The sequence below is a fragment of the Marinobacter nitratireducens genome (assembly GCF_000708045.1).
Lineage (GTDB): Bacteria > Pseudomonadota > Gammaproteobacteria > Pseudomonadales > Oleiphilaceae > Marinobacter > Marinobacter nitratireducens.
Map to the genome: position 1 here is coordinate 1 of NZ_ANIE01000009.1, position 26,018 is coordinate 26,018.

The following is a 26,018-nucleotide window of genomic DNA, read 5'->3' on the forward strand; positions in this document are numbered from 1 at the left end:
TGTGGCTTTGTATTCGGCCACAGGTTCTGAATCAGTCTTCGCTGGTATCGGGCAGATAGGCACCGTCTTCGTCATGCACTTCCCGGCCGGTGACCGGCGGATTGAAGGCGCAGATCAGACGCATGTCCTCGGTGCCGCCGCGCAGGGTGTGCTGGTCATGCTGGTCGAGGGCGTACAGAGTGCCGTCGGTAATTTCATGGGTCTCACCGGTCGCCTTGTCGGTGATGGTGCCGTTGCCGGCCACGCAGTAAACGGCTTCCAGGTGGTGCTTGTACCAGAGGTTCAGCTCCGCACCGGCCGGGATGATGGTCTCGTGGAAGGAAAAACCCATGCCGTCTTTTTTCAGCAGCATGCGGCGGCTGGTCCAGCCTGGGCCCTGCACTTCCCGCTCGGTACCAATAATGTCTTGCACTCGTACAATTTTCATTCGCAGATCCCCAATAAGTGTTGGAAGCTATACAGTATAAACATGCGCCTCAGGGGCGGTTCAACCGCCAACTGTCGTAAACCTGCATGGCCTTTTCGACAGCGGACGTGAATTTCTGCCGTTGTCGGTCGTCCAGTGGACGGGACTTGCGGCACCGGTCGAAGGTTTTCTGAATCTCCTGCCGGCTGGCCTTGTCGAGTCGGCTCAGCCAGTGGTGATCTGCGGGTTCCAGATCGAGAAGTTCCCGCCCGGCATGGTTGCGGTGACAGATATGCCACCAGTGATCGATGGCGCGTCCGAGCACAACGTAACCGAACTGGCTGTCCTGAACCGGGCCAAACGTCGCTGTTTTCAGGCCATTCTTGAGGACCCCGATATCCAGCGTGGGCAGCACCAGCCGGTCGCCATAGAAATAGCTCCCCGCGGCGCCAATCAGGCCGCCTACGAGAGCTCCCGTTCCCAGAGACGAGCCGAAGGTCAGGGCATCGATTCCGGCTCCGCTGACAGCGCCAGCGCCGAAACCGGCCGTCGCCAGGTACCCTTTGCTCACGGACCAGGCTTTCCGGCTGTTCTCGGAAAACAGATCGTGTTCGCTGTGCCACTCCAGTTCGGCTTCCTGGCGCTGCACCCGTCTGTGCTGATAAAGATGTTCAATGTTCAGTCGCAGGCCTTGTTCCCGCTGGCGCTGATGTTGGTACCAGCGTTGCCGGAGTTGATCGGCAAGCGCGTCGTCCCCGGTACTGGTGGCCTGATCTGTGGTCAGGATTCGAGTCTCCTGGTACGACATCATGTCGGTGAGCGCCTTGCCGATCAGCTGGGCAGATTGCTCGCGGCGCCGACGTCGCTGCTCTGAAAGGTAGTCTGTGGCCTTGGCTAGGGGAGTTTCCCAGGCGGGCTCAAGTTGTCCGAACGCACGCAAAAGGCTGAGATGTTGGTCAAAATGAGCGCGAACGGCGTCGAATTTTCGAACAACCTGAAAGAATTGCCCGAGCGCCGCCTGCCAGCTCTCACTGTGATCATCCGGGCCAATGCTGTTGATCAGTGCCAGGCTCGGCCGGCCGGTCCAGCGCAGGATAGTCATTTCGGCTTCGTGTTCGGCATTGTATGGCACGGACCCGTCCACCACGTAGATGATGCCTGCGCCTTCCAGCAGGGGGGACAGCAACTCGCATTCATCGGTGAACCGGTTATCGCCCCGATGCTGGGTTACAAACGCCTGAACCGTTTCGGTACGGTCCGAGGCTGAGGCGCTGTGCGCTTCCAGCCACTCCAGTACCCGTCGCGGCCGCTGGAAACCCGGGGTGTCGACCAGGGTGTACAGCACCTGGCCGTCAACCTTCAGAGGATAGGCCTGTTGTTTCCGGGTGGTGCCCGGTTCCAGAGCGATGGCGATGGCGTCGTTCTGGGACAGGGTCGCGACCACACTGGATTTGCCCTTGTTTGGGTGGCCGACCACCGCGAAGACGGGTGCAGCTGTCATGACGATGGTTCCTCAAGGCCGTACGGTTCCTGCCAGCTCAGTTGGGGCACACTGACGCTGATTCTGGCCTCGCCCAGACGCTCGGCAAACCGCAGCCATGGATTGAGCAGATGTGGAGCGGGCTCGCTGTCCGCGTGCTGAGCCAGCGGTACCAGGGCAACGCGGGTGGTTTCCGGCCAGAGCTCGAGAGCGGATTCCAGGAAATCCTGCAATTCCCCGGTCGGTGGCTCCCAGCTACGGGTAATGATCAGGACCGCCGGTTCGGCATCCCGGGCGAGCTCAGTGCCGATCTGCTCAATCGCCCGGTGATCGTCACGCAACGTGGCGCTGCCGCCCGCTCTGAGGATGAGGTTCCGGGTGCCGGCAAGGCCGGCCGGCAGTTCCGGGGCTCCGGCGCCGGCCCAGCACAGCAGGATGTGGCTATCCGGAAGCGGCTGGAGGTCGCTCCGGGTTCGGGTGTCCGGCAGGTCGTCAGCATCATTGTGCTCGTTGCCAGTATCCAGGGTGGGGGTTTCCATCCGGTAAAGCAGGGCTTGCAGGCCTGGGTGCCGTTCAAGGGCCTGTTGGGCGCGGCGGCGAACCAGCCAGTTGGCGAGGGCCGCCAGCAGCAGGCGAGGCACCAGCACCCAGAAAGTCCAGAGCATGGCCACAAATGGCCACCACTGGCCCCAGGCCTTGGGGGCAATCTCGCTGCCCCCGTTGACGCGATAGAATCGGGTGGCCTCGACCAGCTCCAGCGTTGGCACCGCATCCGGCCAGAACCATGACCAGGGTGTGGCCACGACCAGCAAGAGATGGTGGTAGCCGGACGCGGCCGTGTTGATGGTGGTGCTCCAGCCGAAGGCCAGGTCCTGAATCACCACCATGAGCAACAGCGTCAGCAAGCCCGTCAGCCCGAAACAGATCCCGCCACGGTGAGCCGCTTCGGCCATCAGCAGGGGTTGCAGCCCGCCCGGGATCTGGTCCACTCCGGCAGACCGTCTCTGGAGTCGCCTCAGCAGCCAGTGCCAGGGTTGCCAGCCCACCCAGGACTGGACGCTGGTAAACAGTGCGAGCAACAGCTGCAGCAGGACGAATGCCAGAATGACGGTCATGTTGATGCGTTGCGCGGCGTCATAGAACAGCAATCCGGTCATGGCGATGACGCCAAACACTGCACCGGAAAGCATGAACAGGGTCCGAAGGTGTTGCCATCGCAGCAGTGTTTTCTCACTTGCCTGTGGGGCGCTGCCGGGCCCACTCAGACGTTTCATGTGTTCCAGCCAGCGCTGCGGCGTGGGCTGCTCCCCCTCTTGCTGGCAAATCAGGGCAAACTTCCGGTCCCGGCGATGCAGAAAGGCCGGTGGCTGTTCCTTGTCCCGCTGGCAGCGGGCATCAAACTCCAGCAGCAGTCGGAGGGGGTGGTTGGTCATGCAGTATCCCGATGGTGAATTCGGTCAATCGTCCTTTGCTGCTAGGATATAGGGATTCCCGCTTCCGATACCAGATAACGAGTCCATATGCCCCATCACCTGATGAATCTTCGCCATGTCCCCGATGACGAGGCCGACGAGATCCGTGCCCTGTTCGAAGAGCATGGGGTGCCGTACTACGAGACACCCCCGAGCCGCTGGGGCATCAGCATGGGTGGTTTCTGGGTGCATGATAACGATGAAGCGGCCCGCGCCCGGGCACTGCTGGAGCAGTATCAGCTCCAGCGACTGCATGATCAGCGCAAGGCTTACGAAGAACGCCAGGCCAGGGGTGAAAGCGTCGGCGTTGCGGCCATGATTCGCCGGCACCCGTTGCGTACCTTCGCTGCCCTGATCGCCATTGTCGTTATTGTTGGTGTCAGTCTCCTGCCCTTTGTCCGCCTTGGTTAAATGGTAAAAATAACGCGGGCCAATCTGAGCGTGTCCGGAAATCCGGTCATCGTCCGGTAATCTGGACGTTTCTCCCCGACCGCCTTGATATCCGCAACCTTTCCCACTGAGCCGGCGTTTCGTTGTCCGGATTTCCGGATGCCTTCTCCCATCCCCGCAGCTGACTTCAGATAAATCGCTTAAAAAACATATGGTTGCCTAGTTGGCACAGGATGCGCATAGCGGCCACAGGGCCCTGGCCCAGCCATTTGGCCCGTTCGTATACAACAACAAACAAGGAACGACCATGAAGCGATTGATGATCTGCACCCTGATCGGTGCATCTGGCCTTGCCTTGACAGCCTGCAAGGACAGTAGCAACCCCGCGATTAACACCCTCCCTGATTTTGTTCGGGGTAACGTCGAACAGGCTCACTACGACGGCATCACCGATGATCTGCTTACTGCCGGGCTTGGCGCCAGCGGGCTGGCGGACGCGACAAAACCAACGTTTGCAGATCCCCTCAACCCCACCCCAGCCGAACTGCGGCGTCTGGCGATTTACAACAACTACCGTGCTCTGGTCGATACTGTGCCGGGTGGCGGCTATGGCGAATTTTTCGGGCCGCAAGTTGATGCCAGTGGTGAAGGCATGATCGCTGGAACCGAATACAGAGCGCTGGTGTCGGTACCGGGCCGCAACCAGCCTGTGACGGTCATGGCCCAGGTTCCGGACACCTTTGATGACGACAGGCCGTGCATGGTCACAGCGCCCTCTTCCGGTTCCCGGGGCATCTACGGTGCCATCGGAACCGCGGGTGAATGGGGCCTGAAAAAGGGTTGTGCCGTGGTTTACACCGATAAGGGCACCGGGACCGGTTCCCACAACCTGGAAACTGGCGCGGCCCAGCGCCTGGATGGTTCTCTGACTTCCGCGGACGAACCGGTGCAGTTCCGGGCGGACCTCACTGAATCAGAGTTGGCCGATTTCAATGCCGCGACGCCGGACCATTTCGCCTGGAAGCATGCGCACTCGAAAGCTAACCCCGAGGCTGATTGGGGGCAGCATGTCCTGCAATCCATTGAATTCGGGTTCTATGCGCTCAATGAGCAGTTCGGCCAGGAGCTGGGTAACGGTGAACGCCGTATCACCATCACGCCGAAGAACACCCTGGTGATTGCGTCCAGTGTGTCCAACGGCGGTGGTTCGTCACTGCGGGCTGCCGAACAGGACCAGCACGGCCTGATTGACGGGGTGGCGGTGTCGGAACCGAATGTAAACCCGATGGTCGATGACGGCTTTACCATACAGCAGGGCGACGGTGTGTCCATTACCAGCCATAGCCGCAGTCTGCTGGACTACACCACGGCGCTCGCGGTGTGGCAGGGCTGTGCCAACCAGGCCCCGGAGATCCGCGATGTCGCGCCGCTGAATGGCGTTTTTAACCCGCCGGCCGTGGGTGAGAACATCTGCAGTTCGCTTGCCAACAAAGGGCTGGTCACCGGTGCGACGCTGGATGAACGGGCCTCGGACGCGCTGCGTATTCTCAATGAGGAGTTCGGCATTCAGCCGGAACAGAATCTGCTGGCACCGGTGCACTTCGGCCTGGCGGTCGCCCAGAGCATCTCCATGACCTACGCCAACGCTTACGGCCGTGCCGGTGTGGAAGATCGCGTCTGTGACCTGAGCCTGGCCGCGACCGACAGTAATGGTGCGGTGACCCCGATAACGGACAATGTCGAGGCGGCTCTGTTCTCGTCCAGTAATGGCATACCACCCACGGCCGGAGTCAACATTGTCTATGACAGTGCCGAGGGTCAGCCGACTCACCTGGCCAGCAGCGTGTCACCAAGCTCAAGTCAGGCCGATTACGGACTGGATGCCCTGTTGTGTCTCCGTAGCCTGGCCCAGGGCAGCGATGTGGTCACCGGTGCACCGCTCAGTGGCGACGCCGCGACGCTTGCGGATGCTATCGCCGACGGCATTGATGAAGTACGCGCGTCCGGCGACCTGCATGGCAAGCCGGCGGTTTATGTCACTGGTCGGGCCGATGCCATCCTGCCGATCAACCATACGGCCCGACCCTACTATGGCCTGAACCAGCGTGTGGAAGGTGATGACAGCAACCTGCGTTACTACGAAATCCTGAACGCCCATCACCTGGATGTGCTGAACGGCTTTGCCGGTGTCGCGGATCGGTATGTGCCCCTGCATCACTACTACTTCCAGGCTCTGGACCTGATGTGGGCGCACCTCACGGACGACCAGCCGCTGCCGCCGAGTCAGGTGGTTCGGACGGTACCGCGCGGGGATATCAGCACACCGTTGGCGCAGAGTAATCTGCCGCCGATCGAGGCTGAGCCAGCCACTGCTGACCGGATCGAGTTTGTCGATAACCAGCTCCGGATTCCGGAGTAAACAGGACCCCGCCCGGAGTATTCGAGCCGGGCGGGTATCAGTTTGCCCCGGAATCAGGGGGCCCATATACTTCCGTGACTGTGCCCGGCCAGACCGGGCGCTGGGGTTTATTCCATGAACAATATTCAACCCGATGGTGCACGGTACATGTCAGAGCTGTTTTCCGAGAATTCCAGGAATGGGATTACCAGAGACCTGATCGAGGCCCTGTTTCCCATGTTCGAGGAGGCCAGCGCTGGTGCGATTGCGGTGGACCGTGATGCCCGCATTACCTGGATCAACAGCAGTTATTCCCACCTTCTGGGGCTTGGGGATCCGTCTGCGGTTATCGGCAAGCCCGTGCGTCAGGTGATTCCACAGACACGCATGCCCGAGGTCGTCAAGACCGGCAAGCCTTTGCTGCTGGACATCATGGAGCACAATCAGCAGCAACTGGTGGTGACCCGGCTGCCGTTCTATGACGACGATGGCGGGATTGTCGGTGCCGTGGCTTTTGTACTCTACGACGATCTCCAGCCCCTGACGCCTCTGGTGTCGAAATATCGCCGGTTGCATCAGGATCTGGCTGCGGCCCGCAAGGCTCTGGCCAAAAAGGCCCGGGGTACCCGCTACAGCCTGGGGGATTTTGTCGGCGCCAGTCCGGCAGCGCTGGAGGTCAAGCGGCGCGCCCGGTTGGCGGCAGGCCGGGAAATGCCCGTGCTTTTGCTGGGCGAGACCGGCACTGGCAAAGAGGTGCTGGCCCAGGCGATCCATTCGGTATCGGCCCGGGCGGAAAAGCCGTTCGTTGGTGTCAACGTGGCCGCCATCCCGGATAACCTGCTCGAAGCCGAGTTCTTTGGCGTAGCGCCGGGAGCCTATACCGGCGCGGATCGCCGAACCCGGGAAGGAAAGTTCCAGCTTGCCAATGGCGGGACCCTGTTTCTGGATGAGGTGGGCGACATGCCGCTGCCACTGCAGGCCAAACTGCTGAGGGCTCTGCAGGAAGGCGAGATCGAGCCGCTGGGTTCTAACAAGGTGAGCCAGGTGGATGTCCGGGTAATCGCCGCCACCAGCCGGAATCTGGAAGCGATGATTGCCGAGGGGGACTTCCGCTCCGACCTCTACTACCGGCTGAACGTGTTGGAAATTCCGATTCCGCCGTTGAGAGATCGCCTGGTGGATCTTGGTGTGTTGTGTGAGGCGCTGCTGGGTGAAATCTGTGACGGTCTCGACATGCGCGGAGAGATCACCGATGCCGGCGTATCGGCCCTCGGCAGTTATGATTGGCCCGGTAATATCCGGGAGCTGCGTAATGTTCTTGAGCGAGCATTGACCATGAGTGAAGAAGGGGGGCTGCTCGATGCCGATGCTATCTTCAAGGTGTTGCCGCGCAGTGGCACCCGGCCGACATCATCGTTAACCCCCCAGCCCGTGCGCCCCCTGTCACAAACCCTGGCTGAAGCGGAGGCCCAGGCCATTGAAGAGGCGCTGGTGGCCAGTCGGGGCAATCGCACCCGGGCGGCCAAGCTGCTGGGTATTTCCCGTTCCGTGCTGTACGAAAAACTCGGCAAGATGTCCTGATTTCCGGACAGATGTCCTGCTGTCCGTACAAACCCCTACGACTGATGTCTATATGCGTCCGGTTCGCCGGACGCTTCCTCTCTCAAGATTTTTCATTAATTTCATAAGCTGCTGAAATTTATAAATAAAAACTTTCTGGCACAGTGTCTGCTTTTGTCGAAGCGCAGGACGTCAGAACAACGTAGAGAACAAGACTGGCGCAATCTGTTGGACCCACACCTTATCGTGTCCGTCTGTTCCTGCGTTGTCTGACTATACTCAGACAAGGCCTCTCAGGTGTAAGCCACCGGGCCAGATACAATAACAATGCTAGGAGACTTGCCAATGAAACTTCTCAAGGCTCTCACCGGGGTTGCCGGTGCGATCGCTCTCACCACGGGTTCTGCGTTTGCCGACGACCTCCGCTGGAAAATGCCCGTTGCCTTCGCGACCAACCTCCCGGGTCTGGGCTCCCCTGCCGCCTGGGTTGCAGACAACCTCACCACCGCTTCTGACGGCAGCATCCAGGTTCGTGTCTACGAGCCGGGCAAGCTGGTTCCACCTTTTGATATTCTGCAATCCGTTTCTGACGGCAAGGTATCGGCGGGTTACACCTGGATCGGCTATGACCAGGGTAAGGTTCCGGCCGTACCCCTGTTTGCCGCAGTTCCGTTCGGCATGAAGCCGTGGGCTTACATCGGCTGGTATTACTACGGTGGCGGCCACGAGCTGCTGCAGGAAACCTATCACAACAAGGGCTTCAAGGTTCACGCCCAATTGTGCGGCATCATCGGGCCCGAAACTGCCGGTTGGTACGCCAACAAGATCGAATCCCTGGACGACTACAAGGGCATGAAGATCCGCTTTGCCGGTCTTGGCGGCAAGGTTCTGGAGAAACTGGGTGCGTCCGTCACCATGATGCCAGGCGGTGAGCTCTACCAGGCATTGGAGAAAGGCACCATTGATGCCACCGAATTCTCCATGCCGGCCATCGACCAGATCCTGGGCTTCGATCAGGTGGTCAAATACAACCTGTTCCCGGGCTGGCACCAGCAGTTTACCGCCCAGTACATGCTGATTAACCAGGATGAGTGGGACGGTGCGTCCAAGTCCCAGAAAGCGCTGGTCGAAGCTTCCTGTACTGCCGCCACCACACTTGGTCTGGCCGAGGGTGAGTACAAGAACGGTTCCGTGCTTGCCGGATTCCAGGAGAAAGGTGTGCACGCGGACCAGATCCCCACTGACGTTCTCAAGAAGCTGAAAGCGGTCACCGAAGAGGTGCTGGAAGAAGAGGCCTCCAAGGATGCTGACTTCAAGAAAGTCTACGAGAGCCAGCAGGAATTCATGAAGACCTACAAGGTATGGGACAAGCGTGCCTACCTGCCGGCCGAGCTGTAAGGCTGGAGCCTGACTCCTTGCGCCGGACGGAGTTCCGGCGCGCAAGACCTACGGATGGCCCTTCGGGGCCATCCGCATTTCACTGCAACGGCTTTCTGAGTGAGGAACTCCACCATGACGGTGTCTGATCAAGACTCTTCGCATACACCGCGGGCGTCGGTTACCGACGCAGACGAACTTCTACACCATCATACCGAATTGCCCACAACCCGAATCAGCCAGTGGCTGGATGCCATTCTGAGTGCGATTGGCAAGAGCGCGTCCTGGCTCTGGGTTGTGGTAACCGGTGTGATTATCTGGGCGGTTGTCGGCCGCTACGTATTCGGACAGGGCTCCGTTCTGCTGGAAGAGGTGCAGTGGCACCTGGCTGGCGCCGGCTGGCTTCTGGGTCTTGCCTACACCCTGGTTGTGGATGACCACGTTCGGGTGGATGTGATTCACGAGCGCCTGTCCCTGAAAACCCAGGCCTGGATCGAGCTGCTTGGGCTTCTGCTCCTGCTGTTGCCGTTTCTCGGGCTTGCCGTCTACGAGATGGTGCCCTACGCCATCAGCTCCTGGGAGATTGGTGAAACCAGTCAGGCCCCGGCTGGGTTGTCCAATCGCTGGGTGCTGAAGGCCGTGCTGGCCCTGGCGTTCACGCTCATTATCGTTGCCGCCGTTTCCCGCCTGCTCAAGGTGACGGCCCTGTTGTTCGGATTTCCCCGTCCCATCCGGATCGCCAGTGACAATAACAATCAAGAGGATGCATCCTGATGGAGCTTGAAACCCTGTTTGTAATCGGCATGTTCCTCACCTTCGGGGTGCTGCTGATGACCGGTTATCCGGTTGCCTGGGTTCTCGGCGGTACGGCCGTTGTCTGGACCCTGATCGGCGTTATCGCCGTGGAAGATTTTGGTGCCAATCTATGGTTCGATTACCCCTCCTCCATGGGTCTGGTGCCAGAGCGGATATGGGGGATCGTTGAAAGCGAGACCCTGGTCGCTCTACCCATGTTTATCTTCATGGGTATCATGCTGGATCAGTCCGGCGTCGCCGAGCGTTTGATGAAAAGTATGGTCAAACTGTTTGGCAATGTTCGTGGCGGTTTCGCCGTTACCGTGATCGTCATTGGCGTATTGTTGGCGGCCACCACCGGTATTATCGGTGCCTCTGTCGTCCTTCTTGGCATGCTGTCGCTACCGGTGATGATGGAGAACAAGTACGACAAGGGGTTCGCTGTGGGCACCGCCTGTGCGACAGGAACCCTGGGTATCCTGATTCCTCCCTCCATCATGCTGGTGCTGATGGCCGACCGCCTGGCCGTTCCCGAGGCCTCCGTGGGCGACCTCTTCATGGGCGCCTTTTTGCCAGGCTTGTTGCTCGGGGCGATGTACGTGAGTTACGCCCTCATTCGGCCCTTGCTTCAACCCAATGTGGCGCCGGTTCCTGAAGGCCTGGAAAAGGTCAGCTGGAGTGTGGTGTGGGAAGTCGCCAAGGCCGTCCTGCCGACCGCGGCCCTGATCCTTGGTGTGCTGGGCTCCATCTTTGCAGGCGTTGCCACGCCCACGGAGGCATCCGGTGTTGGTGCACTCGGTGCCCTGATTCTGGCGTTCGCGGCCCGGCGTCTGAACCTGAAAGTGTTGAACTCCTCATTGCAACAGACCACGCGTACCTCGGCCTTCATCTTTGCGATTTTCCTGGGTGCAACGGCATTCTCCGTCGTTTTGCGGGGGCTTGGTGGTGATACGGTCATTGAAGAGGCGCTGCTGGGCCTGCCATTTGGCCCCTACGGTGTGGTGCTGACCATCCTGTTCGCGGTCTTCCTGCTCGGCTTCTTCCTGGACTGGGTGGAAATCACGCTGATCATCCTGCCGCTGGTGGCACCGGTGGTTCAGCAACTGGGTTTCGACCTGGTGTGGTTCACCATCATGTTCGCCATGTGTCTGCAGACCTCGTTCCTGACCCCACCGGTTGGCTTTGCCCTCTTCTATATCAAGGGTGTCGCGCCGCCGGAGATCAAGGTCACCGATATCTATCGCGGCGTTGTGCCGTTCATCATTATTCAGCTGGTAGCCCTTGCCATCGTGTTCCTGGTTCCCGAGATCGCGACCTGGCTGCCAAGTATTGCTTACGACTAAGGAGAGACCATCATGCGTCTGGAAAACAGGATTGCCCTGATCACCGGGGCAGGACGCGGAATCGGGCGGGCGATTGCCGAGCACTATGGGCGTGAAGGTGCCCGTGTGGCCGTTGCCGATCTGACTCTTGAAGGCGCGCAGGATACCGTCGCCGCCATTGAACAGGCCGGTGGCACGGCTATGGCGCTGGCCATGGATGTGACCAACGAGCAGGCCGTGGACGACGGTGTGGCTGCGATTGTCGACACATGGGGCGGTCTTGATATCGCTCTCGCCAATGCCGGAATCCAGCATATCGACGCCGTTCACAAACTGTCGTTTGCGGACTGGGGCAAGGTCATGAGCGTGCATCTTGACGGTGCCTTCCTGGTGACCCGTGCTGCTCTCAAGCAAATGTACGCCAATGGCGGCGGCACCATGCTCTACATGGGCTCGGTGCATTCACTGGAGGCTTCTCCCCTGAAAGCGCCCTACGTGGCCGCGAAGCACGGCATGCTGGGATTGTGTCGAGCCGTCGCTAAAGAGGGCGCCGAGCACGGTGTGCGCAGTAACATTATCTGCCCCGGCTTTGTCCGCACGCCGCTGGTGGACAAGCAGATTCCGGAGCAGGCCAAAGAGCTGGGCATTTCGGAACAGGAGGTGATCAGCAAGGTCATGCTCAAGAATACAGTGGATGGCGAGTTCACCACCCTGGAGGACGTCTCCGAACTGGCGGTTCACCTGGCAGCCTTCCCATCCGCGGCCCTGACCGGTCAGTCCATCGTTGTCAGCCACGGCTGGCACATGCAGTAAAGAACAGGAAAGACAGATGAGTACAACTGAACAATCTCCCATAGTCTGGTCGCCCTCGGACGACACGCTGACCCATTCCCGCATGGGCCGCTTCAAGGCGTGGCTGGAAGACCAGGGTTACGGCCCCTTCGCCGATTATCACGCCTTGCACCAATGGTCTGTTGATGAGCTGGAAACCTTCTGGGACAAAGTCTGGGATTACTGCGGACTGGTCTGCGACACCCCTGCCAATGGGGTTCTGGGCAACCGTGACATGCCCGGCGCCGAGTGGTTTCCGGGCATGCGCCTGAACTTTGCCGCCAACCTGCTGCGCCTGGCCGACGGCGAGCACGCCAACCGGGAAGCGGTGGTGGCTTACTGTGAGACCCGACCAGTCCTGCGCAAGACCTACGCTGAACTGAAAGCGGATGTCGGAGCCATGGAAGCGTTTCTGCACAGCAAGAAAATCGAGTGCGGCGACCGAGTGGCTGGTGTGGTGACCAACGGCTACGAAGCGCTCGTAGGCATGCTGGCGGCCACCAGCCTGGGGGCCATCTGGAGCTCCGCCTCTCCCGATTTTGGGATTGGCGCCATCCTGGACCGTTTTGGCCAGATCGAACCGTCCGCGCTGATCGTTGTGAATGGTTACGGATACGGCGGCAAGGTTTTCGCACGTCAGGACGATTTTGCCGAACTGATCGCCGGCCTGCCGAGTCTGAAAGCCGTGGTCAGCGTGCAGCAACTGCCGGAACAGCCGCCCTTGCAGGGTGATCTGGTGACCACCTGGGAAGACGCCCTGGCCTTTGGCGAAGGCAAAGCGCCGTCATTCACTCCCCTGGCCCCGAACCATCCGGTCTACATCCTCTATTCCTCCGGCACCACCGGTAAACCCAAGTGCATCGTGCATGGCAACGCCGGTCTGCTGGTCAACCATGCCAAGGAACTGATGCTCCATGGCGATGTCGGTCCGGAAGACCGCTTCCTGTACTTCACCACCTGCGGCTGGATGATGTGGAACTGGCAGGCCTCCGCCCTGATGACCGGTGCTGCCGTCATTACCGTCGATGGCTCCCCGGGTTACCCGAGCCTCAACCACCTCTGGGAAGTGGTCGCGGACGAAAACGTCACCCACTTCGGCACCAGTGCCCGTTTCATTGCCGGCTGCCGCAAGGGCGAACTGAAGCCCGCCAAAGATCTCGATCAGAGCAAGCTGCGGGTTGTTTTCTCCACCGGCTCGCCGCTGCTGCCGGAAGATTATGACTGGATCTACAGTGACGGCTCACCAAACGCCTTGCTCGGCTCCATCGCCGGTGGCACCGACATCTGTGGCTGCTTCGTGGGCGCGACGCCCCTGTTGCCAGTGCGCCGCGGTGAAATCCAGTGCCGCTTCCTGGGTGTCGATGCCGTGGCTTACGGTGACGATGGCCAGCCGGTCAGCTCCGGCCGTGGCGAACTGGTGTGCCGGCAGCCATTGCCCTCCATGCCCGTCAGCTTCTGGCAGGACCCGGACAACGAACGCTACAAGGATGCCTACTTCAACACCTTCCCGGGAGTTTGGGCCCACGGCGACTTCATCGAATTCACTGAACACGGCGGCGCCATCATCTACGGCCGCTCCGACGCCACCCTGAACCCGGGCGGCGTGCGCATCGGTACTGCCGAAATCTACCGTCAGGTAGAAACCGTGGCGGAGGTGAAAGACAGCCTCGTGGTCGGCCGCCAGATCGATGGCGACGTGGAAGTCGTCCTGCTGGTGGTCCCGACCGAAGGGCAGCAAGTCACCGACGACCTGCTCAAACAGCTGAAAACCCGAATCCGCGAAGGCGCCAGCCCACGTCACGTACCCAGACACATCGTCCAGGTACCTGATATCCCTTACACCCGCAGCGGTAAAAAAGTGGAACTGGCCGTCGCCCGGCTGATCAACGGCTCCAAAAAAGCCGACAACCGGGACGCCCTGGGCAACCCGGAAGCTCTCGACCAGATCCGGGATTGTCTGGCCGCAGCGAGCCTGTTGCCTGGGAACTGAGACCGAATGTCCCCAGTGGCGCGTGGTTGAGTGCAAAGCTCGCCCCGCGCCCCTTTCCCTGCGTCACCACCATTTCCTCAATCCAGAATGTTAGAAAGTTTCGTAAAATCCCGCCATTTCATCGTCCTGTCACGGAAGATCAGGCATTTTTAGTCCGTTCTTATACTAAGATCGTAACCAAAATTACGCGAAAAATGCTATCTTAGTAGGTCTATCAAAAGTTCCAAATCAGTCATCGCTGAGGCCAGACGTTCACAAGACGCCAGACCCAGCCGTGGCCGTCCTGAACCCACCCATTAGCCTGAGGACGAAAATGACATCATCCAAAGCAAAGATTGTCTATACCCTGACCGACGAGGCCCCCGCCCTCGCGACACGGTCACTTCTTCCCATCCTGGAAACCTTCGCCAAGCCGGCTGGCATTGAATTTGAAACCAGCGACATCTCTCTCGCGGCGCGTATTCTGGCGGGTTTTCCGGACTATCTCGAAGAAGATCAGCGGGTTCCGGACGCACTGGCCGAGCTGGGCGAATACACCAAAGATCCCGAAGCCAACATCATCAAACTGCCAAACATCTCCGCCTCCATTCCTCAGTTGCGCGCGGCGATCAAAGAGCTGAACGAACAGGGTTACAAGGTTCCCGAGTACAAGGAACACCCTGAGACCGACGAAGAGAAAGAAATCCACGCCCGCTACGCCAAAGTATTGGGCAGTGCCGTTAACCCGGTTCTGCGTGAAGGTAACTCTGACCGTCGTGCGCCGGCGGCCGTTAAAGCCTTTGCCCGCAAGTACCCGCACACCATGGGTGAGTGGAGCCCGGCTTCCCGTACTCACGTTGCTCACATGCGCGGCGGTGACTTCTACTCCAGCGAGCAGTCCGTCACCCTGGACAAGGCCACCAATGCCCGCATCGTATTCGAGAACGCCAAGGGCGAGCAGACCGTTTTGAAAGCCGACCTTCCGCTGCTGGAAGGCGAAGTGCTCGACGGCATGTTCATGAGCAAGAAGGCGCTGGTGAAATTCTTCGAAGATGCCATCGCCGACTGTGAAAAAACCGGTGTAATGTTCTCACTGCACGTGAAAGCCACCATGATGAAAATCTCTCACCCGATCGTGTTCGGTCACGCGGTGAAGGTTTTCTACAAGGACCTGTTCGACAAATACGGTGAGCTGTTCGATGAGATCGGCGTCAACCCGAACAACGGCCTGTCTTCCGTGGTCGAAAAGATCAAGCAGCTGCCTGAATCCAAGCAGGAGCAGATCCAGGAAGACCTGCACGCCTGTTACGAGCACCGTCCGGAAATCGCCATGGTGGATTCCGTCAAGGGCATCACCAACCTGCACGTCCCGAGCGACGTCATCGTTGATGCCTCCATGCCGGCGATGATCCGTAACTCCGGCAAGATGTGGGCACGGGACAACAAGCTGAAGGACACCAAGGCGGTAATGCCGGAGTCCACCTACGCCACCATCTATCAGGAAGTGATCAACTTCTGTAAGACCCACGGCGCATTCGACCCGACCACCATGGGCACCGTGCCTAACGTTGGTCTGATGGCTCAGAAGGCCGAAGAGTATGGGTCTCACGATAAGACCTTTGAAATCAAGGAAGACGGCGTCGTTCGTGTGATTGCTGAAGACGGCACTGTGCTCACCGAGCACAAGGTTGAGGAAGGCGACATCTGGCGTGCCTGCCAGACCAAGGACCTGCCGATCCGTGACTGGGTCAAGCTGGCGGTTAACCGTTCCCGTTCCAGCGGCATGCCTGCCGTGTTCTGGCTGGACGATGAGCGTGCCCACGATGCTCAGTTGATCAAGAAGGTTGAGAAGTATCTCGCGGAAGAAGACACCGATGGTCTGGAAATCCACATCATGTCTCCAGTCCGTGCTATCCGCTGGACCATGGAGCGTCTGATCCGTGGACTGGACACCATTTCCGTGACCGGTAACGTTCTGCGGGACTACCTCACCGACCTGTTCCCGATTCTGGAGCTGGGTACCAGTGCCAAGATGCTCTCCATCGTACCGCTGCTCAACGGTGGTGGTCTGTACGAAACCGGTGCCGGTGGTTCCGCGCCGAAGCACGTACAGCAGGTGATTGAAGAGAACCATCTGCGCTGGGATTCCCTGGGTGAATTCCTGGCAACGGCGGTTTCACTGGATGAGCTGGGCGAGAAAAAGCACAACCAGCGCGCCCGTCTGCTTGGTCAGACCATGGACAAGGCCACCGAGCGTCTGCTCGAGAACAACCAGTCGCCTTCACGGGTGACCGGTGAGCTGGACAACCGTGGTTCCCACTTCCACCTGGCTCGTTACTGGGCGGAAGAGCTGGCGAACCAGGACGACGACCAGGAACTGAAGGCGTTCTTCGCCAAGCTGTCTGCACAGTTGGAAGAGAACAAGGACAAGATCCTGGAAGAGATGACCGTTGTTCAGGGTCATCCCGCGGATCTGGGTGGTTACTACCACGCGCCGATGGAGAAGGTGTCTGAGGTCATGCAGCCCAGCGCAACCCTCAACAAGATCCTGGCCGATGCCCGTGCATCTGTGAGCTGAAGCTGAGAAAAGCAGTCAGGCTGGTGCCTGACTGTTGTGAATAAAAAACCGGAAGGCTGGCAGCAGCCCTCCGGTTTTTTTATGTCTGTTGGGCGCACGCTAATCCTGTTGCAATGGCGCAAACTCGGCCCGCGTCAGGGTGGCCAGATCCGCGGGTGCCAGCTCGATCTCAAGCCCACGTTTGCCGGCGCTGACAAAGAGGGTTTCGTAATCTCCGGCTGATTCGTCAATAAACGTCCGTAGCCGTCTTTTTTGTCCCAGCGGACTGACGCCGCCGAGCACATAGCCGGTGCTGCGTTGCACCGCCTGGGGGTCGGCCATGACAGCCTTTTTGCCACCGGCGGCCTTGGCAATCAGCTTCATACTGAGCATGCCAGCGACCGGTACCACCCCGACGACCAGCTCCTTGTTGTCCACCGTCACTACCAGCGTCTTGAACACCTGTCCCGGATTGGCACCGGTTTTCTCCACGGCTTCGGTCCCGTAATTGGTGGTTGCGGGGTCGTGTTCGTATTCATGAATTGTGTGTGCAACGCCGGCCTTCTTGGCTGCCTTGATGCCCGGGGTCATCGGTGTCTCCTGACCTGTGTGTCGATGTTCGCAAAACGTTACCACACTATCAGTGTCTGCTGGACACGGATTGGTAACTCGACTTACCGCTTGGGAATGGCTATTTTTCAGACAGGTACAAATTGTCAGAACGGGCCGCACCCATGAGCCAGATACCGGACCGGAGACCGGTGAGATCCCGATTATCGGTGCAGTTGCATCCCCTGCGCAGGGCTCTGATGGCCACCGCGCTCTATGCGCTGGCAGGCCTGCTCTGGATTACCTTCTCTGACCGCGTGGTGGAAGCCCTGGTGACCGACTCGGCAACCCTGTCCCGGGTTCAGACCTGGAAGGGTGTCTTTTTCGTGTTGGTTACCGCTCTGGTCCTGTTCCTGACACTGCTGCGGCTGCTCGTCCGGGATAGAGCCCTGCTCCGACTGCAGCATCAGCAAAGCCTGGCGTTAAGAACACGGGAGCGGCAATTGACCGTGTTAATGGACAGCCTGCCGGGCATGGCCTATCGGTGTCGCTACGATGACCATGGCACGATGCTTTTCGTCTCCGAGGGCTGCGTGGCACTGACCGGATACGAGCCCGAGGAGTTGATGGGTAGCCGTGCGGTGAGCTATCAGGATCTGTTGGAGCCCGAGAGTTATGAGCGATTGCTGTGCGACATCCGGGAGGGGTTAGCGAACGAAGCGCCCTATTCGGTGGAATATGCGCTGACACGCAAGGACGGCGAGACAATCTGGGTTTGGGAGCGCGGTCGGGCGATCCGTGGAGGTGAGGGAGAGACATTGCTGGAAGGCATTGTGCTCGATATCTCCGATCGCAAGCGTTTGCGGGATGAGTTGGAGGAAATGGCAACCCGGGATCCGCTGACCGGCCTGCTGAATCGCCGGGAGATGTCCCGGGTATTGGACGAAGAGCTGGAGAGGGCCAGGCGTTACCAGCGACCCATGGCGATGCTGTGGATTGATTTTGACCATTTCAAGGAAGTAAACGACACCTATGGTCACGCTGCAGGTGACGCGGTGTTGCAATCGGTGGCGGCCTTGCTGGTCGACAGTGTTCGCACTGTGGATTCCGTCGGCCGTTTTGGCGGTGAAGAGTTTGTGATTGTGATGCCGGAGATGGAGATGTCGGAAGCCCGGGAAACCGCTGAGCGGCTGCGCCGGCATGTCAGCGCTACGCCCCAGCCTCTCGGGGATGGGAATGTTGTTGCGCTGACAATCAGCGTTGGTGTGGCGGTGTACCCCGATCATGGGGTGACCGGGTCAGCGCTGTGCGCAGCTGCCGACCGGGCTATGTATCGGGCCAAGGCTGCGGGCCGGAACTGTGTGGCTTTGGCGCAAATGCCGGAGGACGTCCATACTGATTGACCAAGGCCCGGGATTCCCGGGCGGTTGGATGCTGTGACAGCGATCGCGCTGGAATTCGGCCAATGCGGATCGACGCGTGGGCCTCGACACTAGAATAAAAACAGAACGCTGATAAAGGTTTAACCGGATGAATCGATTTGCCCGCCGTGCCCTCCATACCTGCCAGGTGCCCAAGGATCTGAGTACTGTGACCAGCTGCGACCGGCAGCATGAAAAGCCGGAAGCCGTTGGCGTCAGCCGTGACACCGTGGAAGACATCTGGAAGAGTGCCGAAGCCCTGTATCGCACGGGTGTGCACCCGGGTATCCAGCTTTCAGTGCGCCACCGGGGCGAACAGATACTGCATCGGGCCATTGGGCACGCGACCGGAAACGGGCCTGGTGACGGCCCAGAGGCGACCAGGGTGGCGATGACCACCGACACCCCGATCTGCTATTTCTCTGCTTCCAAGGCGGTAACGGCGTTGCTGATGCACATGCTGGCGGAGCAGGGACTTGTGAACCTGATGGACCCCGTTGCCTATTACTGCCCGGAATTTGCCCAGAGCGGCAAGCGGACCATCACCGTGCACCAGATCCTGTCCCATCGGGGCGGTATCCCGGCGATTCCGAGGGAAACACCCATCGACGTGCTCTGGGACAAAGACGAGATTTGGCGACTTCTCTGCGAGGCCAAGCCGGTGGAAGTGGATGGCGCCAAGGTTGCGTATCATGCCATTACCGGAGGTTTTGTGCTTCAGCGGGTGCTGGAGAAGGTGACGGGCGGCACCATTGAGGAGTACCTGGATACGCATTTGCGCCAGCCCATGGGTATGAAGTGGTTCACCTACGGCATTGCTTCCAAGGATCTATCATCTCTTGCCACTAACTACGCCACCGGTCCAACGCCGGTGTTCCCGGTCTCCTGGGTTGTAAATCGGGCCTTGGGCGGGGATATCCGGACAGTGGAGCAAGTGACCAACGATCCTCGCTTTCAGGAGGCGGTGATTCCGGCCGGAAACCTGTGTGGCACCGCCGAAGAGATGGGCCGGTTTTTCCAGATGATGCTCAATGGCGGTGTCTGGAACGGGCATCGGATTTGCAGCGAAATGACCGTCAGGCGTTCCATCCAGCAGTTTGGTTCGTTACAGATGGATCGTACCATGCTGGTACCCATGCGTTTCAGTGCCGGCATGATGCTCGGTGGTAATCCCGTGGGGCTTTGGGGGCAGCAGAGTCGCTACGCGTTCGGGCACATCGGCCTGATCAACAAGCTGTGCTGGGCCGATTCCGCGAGGGATATTTCCGTGAGCCTTCTCAACACCGGCTTCCCGATTGTGGGCCACCACCTCCCGGCCCTGGCACGGTTTGTTTACACCGTCTGCAACCGCTTCCCGTTGATCCCTGAGGGGCAGCGGCCTCTCGCTGCCGCGTGACGCTAGAGCGTTTGCAACTGCGCCTCAAGGATGCCCAGCACTGACGACAGGATATCCCGGAAGTCGGTCAGTGTCTGGGTACGCTGGATCACGTCCTCTCGATTCTCATCCAGGCGCTCGAGCTTGGGCACCACCCGCCGAATGCCTTCCGTGATCACCTCATACGGGTAGTGGTGATCCTGGATGCTCAGCTTGTTTATCTCCGCTACCTCCTGACTGAATATGCTGATGATGTCATACAGCATGTCCTTATGCGGGATGGTGCTGGCTTCCCAGTATGCATCGTCCAGCAGTTCCAGCAACGACAGGTATTCGCGCAGGGTATCGGCGACGGAGGTCTGGGTCATGACGGGAATGGGCTCCTGGTCAGTTTGGGACGATGATAAAGGGAACTATAGCAGGCTGATGTTCGTGTATAGAAAGAGAAAGGGTTCTGCGACCACGGGGGCAATAAAAGTGAAAGTCCATTCATTTTTATTGTACTTTGTCTGATGCTGTTGCAGACTTGAGCCGTGGAAGAAGGATCTTTCCGAACTCAGTGGATGAGGAATAAAAATGGATAAACCAACACAACCAACCGAGACCGGGCGCGAAGTGAAGCTGGACCAGCACGACAGCGTTCGCAGCCATGTCCAGCAGCAGATCAACTCCGAAGTAGAGCGTCTTGAGCGACGCATCGAAACCCTGCGCCTGACCAAGGCTCCCCATGCCGCCATTATGATCTCCACCTACCGGCGTATGATCGACCGGAAACGTGGCTTCATGGCGAACTGGAACATGAGCGGCGGCGTTCACCACCGCTAGACGCCGGTGTGAATTCAGGGCCTCAGAGTGGAAGCCGTGCCCTGGTAGTTTTCGTCAGGGTTTGCTTTGTTCAGACAGTAAGCCGGATTATTGGTATCGCCATCCTGCGGGGCTTCATTCAGTGAGGTGAAGACATTGACGGTCAGGGTGTCGTAATCCATCTCCACCCGAACGCAATCGACCGTACTACCCGCAAACTCGAACTCTGGTCCGCCAGTGGTTCCCCCGTTCGTGCCGATCGCGGTGCCATCAATGTTGATGACGTCGGTATTTTCACCGTTATACTCTCGCACAAACGACATTTCCCGCTCGCCTTCAATCACGATGCTGCCCTCGCTGTGCAGCCTGGCACCATCGTTGTAGCCCAGGGCCAGGAAATCCCGTGGCAGGAACTGGGTGCCGAGGGTAGCACTCGGGCGTGTACTGCCTTCGGCAAAATCTCCGGAAGCGACCCAGCTGATGATTCGGGTTACCCGATCGGATGTGTCCGGCGTGTAGGCCCATTTCAGAATCGGATATCGCCACTGGTAATCCGTCAGCGGCTCGCCGTCGAGCAGCGCCTGCTGATCCGTAAAACGAATGGAGACGTCGTTGGTGGTGTTGCTGTACTCGCCGGCTGCGGTCTCGTCGATGCGGGAGCTGATGTACTCTTTCCCCGCCCGGAAGTTGCCGATCTCATCTTCGCCAAGTACCCGGCGCATCAGATCGAGGGGGTTGCGGGCCGATTCCAGCACGGGTTCGCTGTCTGCGGTGTAGGTCAGCGTCAGGAATGCAGCCAGTTGGGCTCGAATGCCGGCCGCGAGCTCCGCAGCCCGGGTACCTTCGGTCCCCGCTGGCTGAACCGCGGCGAACAGATCGCCAAACAGTAAGGTATCGGTGGCTTCGGTCAGGGTGAAACTGGAAAAAGTGACATCGACATTGGTCGCCGGGTTGAACGCAACCGGGCCGGTGTCTTCCATGCCGCACCCGCTGAGCCCGAAGGCGGCGACGGAAAGAGCGGCGAACATGCAGGAATGTCTCATTTCAGGTGGTCCTGAGGTGCTTATCTGTGCATAAACGGCTAAAGTGGATAACCGCGGTCTTTGTCCCTTGATCGAGTGCTGACAATAAACGATAAATCCAGCATCTACCCTCGCGGAGATCACATTTTGCGGCAACGGTTACATCTGGCATCCGATGCACTGGCACTGCTTATGCTAGCGGCTCTGGCGTTGGCAGGTCTGCTGGTTCCTGTCTCCGCCTTTGCTCAGTCAGACTGCCAGGACGGGAACATCATACTGAGCAGCGGAAAAGATTCCGTCCGTGACCTTGGCAGCTGCATCTGGTACCTGGAAGACCCGGACAAGAGCCTTGCCATCGAGGACCTGCAGGCACTCGGTCGCGACGGGCTGACCCGCCATGAAGGCGGTGTACTCAACTTCGGCTACACCGAATCAGCTTACTGGACCCGGTTTGATCTGAAAACCCGGGGAGGCTCTTCCGGCATGGATTGGGTGCTGGAGCTGGCTCTGCCGCTGGTTGATGATGTCCGGCTTTACCTGGTGCGTGACGGTGAGCTGGTGGACGAGCGTCGTACCGGCTATGCCGACAGCTGGGCCGAGCGCGATCTGGAAGTGCCCAACCCGACGTTCCGGCTTGAGCTGGCGCCGGACTCGGTGACTACCGTGTACCTGCGGGTGATCAATACCAACACCTTCCGCCTGCCGATCGGTCTGTGGAACCGGGACAGCTATATTGCCAAGGTGTCGGTGGATGAGGCCGTTCGTGGCATCCTGCTTGGCGCCATTTTGGCCATTCTTGCCTACAACCTGTTTGTCGCCGTATCGGTACGCGAGCGCAGCAACATCTACTATGTGCTCTACCTGGTGTCAGCAACGGTCTTTATCGCCACCGAGCAGGTGCATGGTATCCAGCTACTGGATAGCCGGCCGATGCTGTTCCACAAGGAATTCCTGCACTTCCAGATCATCACCACCTGGTTCTGGGGCCTGCTGATGGCCCGGTCCCTGCTGGAAACCCGGGAACGTTCGGCGGATCTTGATCAGGTTATCCGGCTTTGCCTCTACTCGGTCGTAGCCACGTTCCTGTTGTCCATGTTCCTGCCCTACCACGTGGCCATGCAATGGATCGTGGTCGGGTCGATCCTGCTCAGCATGATACTGATCGTGGTGAGTTACCTTTCCTGGCGCTATTACAACCCGGCGGCCCGCTCCTACTTCTTTGCCTGGACGCTGGCGCTTGTCGGGTTTGGCATCTATGCCCTCACGGTGATGGGCGTGCTACCCCTGAATACCTTCACCAATTATTCTCCGCAGTTTGGCCTGGTGGCGCAGATCATTCTGTTCTCCTTTGCCCTGGCTGACCGGATCAAGCAGGTACAGGGTGAGGCCCTGGGCTGGAGCCAGAGAGCATTGTCGAACCTGCAGCGTTACCAGTCTCTGTTCGATAATGCCATCGAGGGCGTCTTCCAGATGTCGGTAGATCGCCGCTTCGTGACGGCCAACCCCGCGATGGCGAGAATGATGGGGTATACCAGCAGTCGGGAGTTGCTGGAGAGGCGTCTTGATGTTCTGGATACGGTGATCGCCGACGACCGCCTGAGGCGTCTGGTCGTCGAACAGCTCGAGGCCAGAGGAACGGTCAAGGGCATTGAGGCCCGATACCTGACCCGGGATGGCGCAGAGCGTTGGGCCACCATCTCATTGCACACGGTCTACGACGCGGACGGCGAGCCGGCGCATCTTGAGGGAACCTGCATCGATGCGACCGAGAGCCATCAGCGCCAGCGTATTGAACGGGAGCGGGAGCATGAGCGCCTGGAAAAAGAGCTGGCCCGCAACTCGGCGGAGGCGAAGAGCCAGTTCCTGGCCAATATGAGCCACGAAATCCGTACCCCGCTGGCGGCCATCATCGGGTACGGCGAGACCTTGCTGGACCCGGATCTGAATGAGCGCGAGAAGCTCAGCAGCGCCGAAACCGTGGTGCGCAGCGGACGGCATCTGCTGGATCTGGTGAATGACATCCTCGATCACTCGAAGATCGACGCCAACAAGCTGGCTGTCGATATCGTGTCAGTCAATCTGCCGGAGCTGCTGGACGAGATTCGAGCCTTCTTTGAGCCACGGGCGAGGGAGAAGGGACTGGATTTCCATATTATCTGCGAGTTTCCGTTGCCCGAGCAGATCCAGACCGACCCGACCCGGCTCCGGCAAATCATCATTAACCTGTGTGGCAACGCGCTCAAGTTTACCGACAAGGGCTCCATTTCCCTGGCCATCCGGTGTGAGCGCGGGGGTGAGCGTCTGGTTGCCCGGGTGGTGGACACCGGCATCGGTATGAAGCCGGAACAGCTGGGAAGGCTGTTTGATCCGTTTGCCCAGGGCAGCGCGGCCATTTCCCGGCAGTACGGCGGAACCGGTCTTGGACTGAGTATTTCGCGGCGGCTGGCAGAAATGCTGGGCGGCTCGATACAGGTCAACAGTACCTACGGGGAAGGCAGCGAGTTCGAGCTGATGATTCGCACCGGTGCGCTGGATAACGTACATTTCCTGCGGGATGCCTCGGAATTGAACCAGCGCCGGCGAACCATACCTATGGTAACCGCGCCCCACCTGTCTGGCCGGATTCTCTGCGCCGAAGACAACGAGGTGAACCGCCGCCTGGTGTCGCTGCTGGTCTCGAGAACCGGCGCCGAGTTGGTGCATGTGAGCAATGGCGCCGAGGCGCTTGAGCTGGCGCTGAAGGAATCGTTCGACCTGATCCTGATGGATATCCAGATGCCGGTAATGAACGGCCGGGACGCCACCGCTGCGCTGCGGGAGGCCGGGGTCAACACGCCGGTGATTGCCCTGACCGCCAACGTCATGTCCGAGGATATTGCCGACTATCGACTGGCCGGCTGCAATGAACATCTCGCCAAGCCCATCGACAAGCAGCGCTTCTACGAGGTTCTCGCCCGTTATCTCGATATTCGTCCGGATGCCGTGCCCGGCGATGTACCGACCTACGCCGGGACCGTCATGGTCGCCGAGGACAATGCGGACAACCGCCACCTGGTTCAGAGGATGCTTGAGCGGCGGGGATTGGACGTGGTGGTGGTCAGTAGTGGTGAAGAGGCGGTGCGCCGCGCGCTGGCAGAGTCGATACAGATGGTACTGATGGATCGCCACATGCCCGGTATGGATGGTGTCGCGGCGACCCGCCTGCTCCGTCAGGCGGGCTTCCGGAGACCGGTCATCGCGTTCACCGCCGGTGATCAGTCGGAAATTGAGGCCCTGTTGGAGGCAGGCTGTGACGGTGCCCTTAACAAGCCGATTGACGACCTGCACCTGCAGGCATTGCTGGATCGCTTCCTGCCGTCTACCGTCTCGCCGCCGGGCAGCGAGGACGAGGATGAGGACATAGCGGAACTGGTCCGTCAGTTTCTGGATGGGCTTACCGCCAGGCAGCAGCGAATGGCCGAAGCGCTGCTCAACGGCGACCGTGAAACGTTGAGAACAGAAGCGCATCAGATCAAGGGAACCGCCGGCGCCATGGGCTATCCCATGATGACCACCCAGGCCGGTGCCGTGGAGGCCTTGCTGAAAACCGATGCACCGGATTGGGACAGGGTTGGTAGCGAACTAGAGGACTTGACGGCGATGATAGCCAAGGCAGTATCAGCTATGGCGGCATCGCAATGAACGATTCACCAAAAAATGACAGGCAGGTAAAGGGTCATGACTAACAGCCAGCAACGCAGTGAGAGCCAATCACTGAGCATGATGTACGGTACCTATGCGGACATCCTGTTCGTGCTGTTTCCGTTTCTGGTGATCGGTATGCAGCGGCTCTGGGAGGGGCAGCTTTATGAAACCCTGATGCGACCGGATCTCAGTATTGCGGCTGCCATTCTGGCGGGCCTGGCCATCGGCAAGTTCGTTCTGGGGCTGGTCACTAATCGGGATCTCGGGCGTTACAAGGAGCGGATCGTGTTCTTTATCGCCCTGACACTGTTCGTGGTCCTGGGTCCCTCAATCATCCTGATCCTCAGTATTCTGGGCAGCGCTGATGTGCCCGGGTTTGTGGCCTTCATCCAGCCCATTCTGTTGATCGTGGCCATTTCCCTGTACACCACGGCCGTGAGTATCAGCAATATCCTGACCGGGTTCGGCAGAGAAACCGGTGTCGGACAGACGGATGGGGAATCGGCAAGACAATTCACGGACGCGGGGGCCCTTCGGGAACCACGTTCTGCACCTCTGGATTTACCGCGGCGAGCGGGTAGTGATGGCCTCTAGGTGATCCGGTTG

Annotated in this window: 20 protein-coding genes; 14 read left to right on the top strand and 6 right to left on the bottom strand. The window is 59.5% G+C overall.

Annotated elements, in window-relative coordinates:
• Nucleotides 1-31: 31 nt before the first annotated feature.
• The 3 genes from D777_RS14145 to D777_RS14155 are packed head-to-tail and all read right to left on the bottom strand — an operon-like array spanning nucleotide 32 to nucleotide 3,319.
• On the bottom strand, nucleotides 32-427 hold the full coding sequence (locus D777_RS14145; protein WP_036133452.1) for an ectoine synthase: 396 nt from the start codon (nucleotides 425-427) through the stop codon (nucleotides 32-34).
• A 49-nt stretch (nucleotides 428-476) separates the two neighbouring features.
• Nucleotides 477-1,907, bottom strand: a complete 1,431-nt coding sequence (locus D777_RS14150) for a GTPase/DUF3482 domain-containing protein (protein ID WP_036133456.1) — start codon at nucleotides 1,905-1,907, stop codon at nucleotides 477-479.
• On the bottom strand, nucleotides 1,904-3,319 hold the full coding sequence (locus D777_RS14155; protein ID WP_036133459.1) for a DUF2868 domain-containing protein: 1,416 nt from the start codon (nucleotides 3,317-3,319) through the stop codon (nucleotides 1,904-1,906). Before D777_RS14155 ends, D777_RS14150 begins: the two co-directional genes overlap by 4 nt.
• Before the next feature lie 87 nt (nucleotides 3,320-3,406).
• On the opposite strand from D777_RS14155, the gene D777_RS14160 reads away from it, so the two are divergent.
• From D777_RS14160 to D777_RS14200, 9 genes are all read left to right on the top strand, one after another.
• Entirely contained in the window at nucleotides 3,407-3,769 is a 363-nt protein-coding gene (locus D777_RS14160) for a DUF6164 family protein (protein ID WP_036133462.1), read from the top strand.
• Between the two features lie 286 nt (nucleotides 3,770-4,055).
• Complete coding sequence (locus tag D777_RS14165) at nucleotides 4,056-6,167, top strand: 3-hydroxybutyrate oligomer hydrolase family protein (RefSeq protein WP_036133465.1); 2,112 nt, start codon at nucleotides 4,056-4,058, stop codon at nucleotides 6,165-6,167.
• Between the two features lie 147 nt (nucleotides 6,168-6,314).
• Nucleotides 6,315-7,727, top strand: a complete 1,413-nt coding sequence (locus tag D777_RS14170) for a sigma-54 interaction domain-containing protein (protein WP_036134384.1) — start codon at nucleotides 6,315-6,317, stop codon at nucleotides 7,725-7,727.
• A gap of 324 nt (nucleotides 7,728-8,051) precedes the next feature.
• Nucleotides 8,052-9,104: a TRAP transporter substrate-binding protein gene (locus D777_RS14175; protein WP_036133468.1), complete on the top strand. Its 1,053-nt coding sequence runs from the start codon at nucleotides 8,052-8,054 to the stop codon at nucleotides 9,102-9,104.
• 114 nt (nucleotides 9,105-9,218) lie between these two features.
• Nucleotides 9,219-9,857, top strand: a complete 639-nt coding sequence (locus D777_RS14180; protein ID WP_036133469.1) for a TRAP transporter small permease subunit — start codon at nucleotides 9,219-9,221, stop codon at nucleotides 9,855-9,857.
• A complete protein-coding gene (locus tag D777_RS14185; protein ID WP_036133472.1) occupies nucleotides 9,857-11,221 on the top strand; it encodes a TRAP transporter large permease in 1,365 nt (454 codons plus the stop codon). The genes D777_RS14180 and D777_RS14185 overlap by 1 nt, the downstream gene beginning before the upstream one ends.
• 12 nt (nucleotides 11,222-11,233) lie before the next feature.
• A complete protein-coding gene (locus D777_RS14190; protein ID WP_036133475.1) occupies nucleotides 11,234-12,013 on the top strand; it encodes a 3-hydroxybutyrate dehydrogenase in 780 nt (259 codons plus the stop codon).
• Nucleotides 12,014-12,029: 16 nt separating this feature from the next.
• Entirely contained in the window at nucleotides 12,030-14,021 is a 1,992-nt protein-coding gene (locus D777_RS14195) for an acetoacetate--CoA ligase (RefSeq protein ID WP_036133478.1), read from the top strand.
• A 313-nt stretch (nucleotides 14,022-14,334) separates the two neighbouring features.
• On the top strand, nucleotides 14,335-16,578 hold the full coding sequence (locus D777_RS14200) for an NADP-dependent isocitrate dehydrogenase (RefSeq protein ID WP_036133480.1): 2,244 nt from the start codon (nucleotides 14,335-14,337) through the stop codon (nucleotides 16,576-16,578).
• A gap of 99 nt (nucleotides 16,579-16,677) precedes the next feature.
• Here the strand turns inward: D777_RS14200 and ybaK are convergent, their stop codons facing one another.
• Entirely contained in the window at nucleotides 16,678-17,148 is a 471-nt protein-coding gene (gene ybaK / locus D777_RS14205; RefSeq protein ID WP_036133483.1) for a Cys-tRNA(Pro) deacylase, read from the bottom strand.
• Nucleotides 17,149-17,291: 143 nt separating this feature from the next.
• Here ybaK and D777_RS14210 point away from each other — a divergent pair, with 143 nt between their 5' ends.
• A complete protein-coding gene (locus D777_RS14210) occupies nucleotides 17,292-18,509 on the top strand; it encodes a GGDEF domain-containing protein (RefSeq protein WP_051669124.1) in 1,218 nt (405 codons plus the stop codon).
• Nucleotides 18,510-18,636: 127 nt separating this feature from the next.
• The gene (locus tag D777_RS14215) at nucleotides 18,637-19,923 is read left to right on the top strand and encodes an EstA family serine hydrolase (protein WP_036133488.1); all 1,287 of its coding nucleotides are present in this window, start codon (nucleotides 18,637-18,639) and stop codon (nucleotides 19,921-19,923) included.
• Between the two features lie 2 nt (nucleotides 19,924-19,925).
• On the opposite strand, the gene D777_RS14220 is transcribed toward D777_RS14215, so the two are convergent.
• On the bottom strand, nucleotides 19,926-20,270 hold the full coding sequence (locus D777_RS14220; RefSeq protein WP_036133492.1) for a hypothetical protein: 345 nt from the start codon (nucleotides 20,268-20,270) through the stop codon (nucleotides 19,926-19,928).
• Between the two features lie 208 nt (nucleotides 20,271-20,478).
• Here D777_RS14220 and D777_RS14225 point away from each other — a divergent pair, with 208 nt between their 5' ends.
• Complete coding sequence (locus D777_RS14225) at nucleotides 20,479-20,727, top strand: hypothetical protein (RefSeq protein WP_036133497.1); 249 nt, start codon at nucleotides 20,479-20,481, stop codon at nucleotides 20,725-20,727.
• 14 nt (nucleotides 20,728-20,741) lie between these two features.
• Here D777_RS14225 and D777_RS14230 read toward each other — a convergent pair whose 3' ends face one another.
• Nucleotides 20,742-21,749 carry a hypothetical protein gene (locus D777_RS14230; protein WP_150112655.1) on the bottom strand — a complete coding sequence of 336 codons (1,008 nt, stop codon included), beginning with the start codon at nucleotides 21,747-21,749 and terminating at the stop codon, nucleotides 20,742-20,744.
• A gap of 171 nt (nucleotides 21,750-21,920) precedes the next feature.
• Between D777_RS14230 and D777_RS14235 the strand changes: the two genes are divergently transcribed.
• Both D777_RS14235 and D777_RS14240 read left to right on the top strand, forming a co-directional pair.
• Nucleotides 21,921-25,409, top strand: a complete 3,489-nt coding sequence (locus D777_RS14235; RefSeq protein ID WP_150112665.1) for a response regulator — start codon at nucleotides 21,921-21,923, stop codon at nucleotides 25,407-25,409.
• Nucleotides 25,410-25,445: 36 nt separating this feature from the next.
• The gene (locus tag D777_RS14240) at nucleotides 25,446-26,006 is read left to right on the top strand and encodes a hypothetical protein (RefSeq protein WP_036133508.1); all 561 of its coding nucleotides are present in this window, start codon (nucleotides 25,446-25,448) and stop codon (nucleotides 26,004-26,006) included.
• The last annotated feature ends 12 nt before the right edge of the window (nucleotides 26,007-26,018 follow it).

Coding starts and splice junctions, on each gene's coding strand:
- ybaK (WP_036133483.1), bottom strand. CDS start 17,148: ATGACCCCGGGCATCAAGGCAGCCAAGAAGGCCGGCGTTGCACACACA.
- D777_RS14240 (WP_036133508.1), top strand. CDS start 25,446: ATGACTAACAGCCAGCAACGCAGTGAGAGCCAATCACTGAGCATGATG.
- D777_RS14195 (WP_036133478.1), top strand. CDS start 12,030: ATGAGTACAACTGAACAATCTCCCATAGTCTGGTCGCCCTCGGACGAC.
- D777_RS14230 (WP_150112655.1), bottom strand. CDS start 21,749: ATGAGACATTCCTGCATGTTCGCCGCTCTTTCCGTCGCCGCCTTCGGG.
- D777_RS14145 (WP_036133452.1), bottom strand. CDS start 427: ATGAAAATTGTACGAGTGCAAGACATTATTGGTACCGAGCGGGAAGTG.
- D777_RS14190 (WP_036133475.1), top strand. CDS start 11,234: ATGCGTCTGGAAAACAGGATTGCCCTGATCACCGGGGCAGGACGCGGA.
- D777_RS14185 (WP_036133472.1), top strand. CDS start 9,857: ATGGAGCTTGAAACCCTGTTTGTAATCGGCATGTTCCTCACCTTCGGG.
- D777_RS14170 (WP_036134384.1), top strand. CDS start 6,315: ATGTCAGAGCTGTTTTCCGAGAATTCCAGGAATGGGATTACCAGAGAC.
- D777_RS14175 (WP_036133468.1), top strand. CDS start 8,052: ATGAAACTTCTCAAGGCTCTCACCGGGGTTGCCGGTGCGATCGCTCTC.
- D777_RS14210 (WP_051669124.1), top strand. CDS start 17,292: ATGAGCCAGATACCGGACCGGAGACCGGTGAGATCCCGATTATCGGTG.
- D777_RS14180 (WP_036133469.1), top strand. CDS start 9,219: ATGACGGTGTCTGATCAAGACTCTTCGCATACACCGCGGGCGTCGGTT.
- D777_RS14155 (WP_036133459.1), bottom strand. CDS start 3,319: ATGACCAACCACCCCCTCCGACTGCTGCTGGAGTTTGATGCCCGCTGC.
- D777_RS14220 (WP_036133492.1), bottom strand. CDS start 20,270: ATGACCCAGACCTCCGTCGCCGATACCCTGCGCGAATACCTGTCGTTG.
- D777_RS14235 (WP_150112665.1), top strand. CDS start 21,921: ATGCTAGCGGCTCTGGCGTTGGCAGGTCTGCTGGTTCCTGTCTCCGCC.
- D777_RS14215 (WP_036133488.1), top strand. CDS start 18,637: ATGAATCGATTTGCCCGCCGTGCCCTCCATACCTGCCAGGTGCCCAAG.
- D777_RS14200 (WP_036133480.1), top strand. CDS start 14,335: ATGACATCATCCAAAGCAAAGATTGTCTATACCCTGACCGACGAGGCC.
- D777_RS14165 (WP_036133465.1), top strand. CDS start 4,056: ATGAAGCGATTGATGATCTGCACCCTGATCGGTGCATCTGGCCTTGCC.
- D777_RS14160 (WP_036133462.1), top strand. CDS start 3,407: ATGCCCCATCACCTGATGAATCTTCGCCATGTCCCCGATGACGAGGCC.
- D777_RS14150 (WP_036133456.1), bottom strand. CDS start 1,907: ATGACAGCTGCACCCGTCTTCGCGGTGGTCGGCCACCCAAACAAGGGC.
- D777_RS14225 (WP_036133497.1), top strand. CDS start 20,479: ATGGATAAACCAACACAACCAACCGAGACCGGGCGCGAAGTGAAGCTG.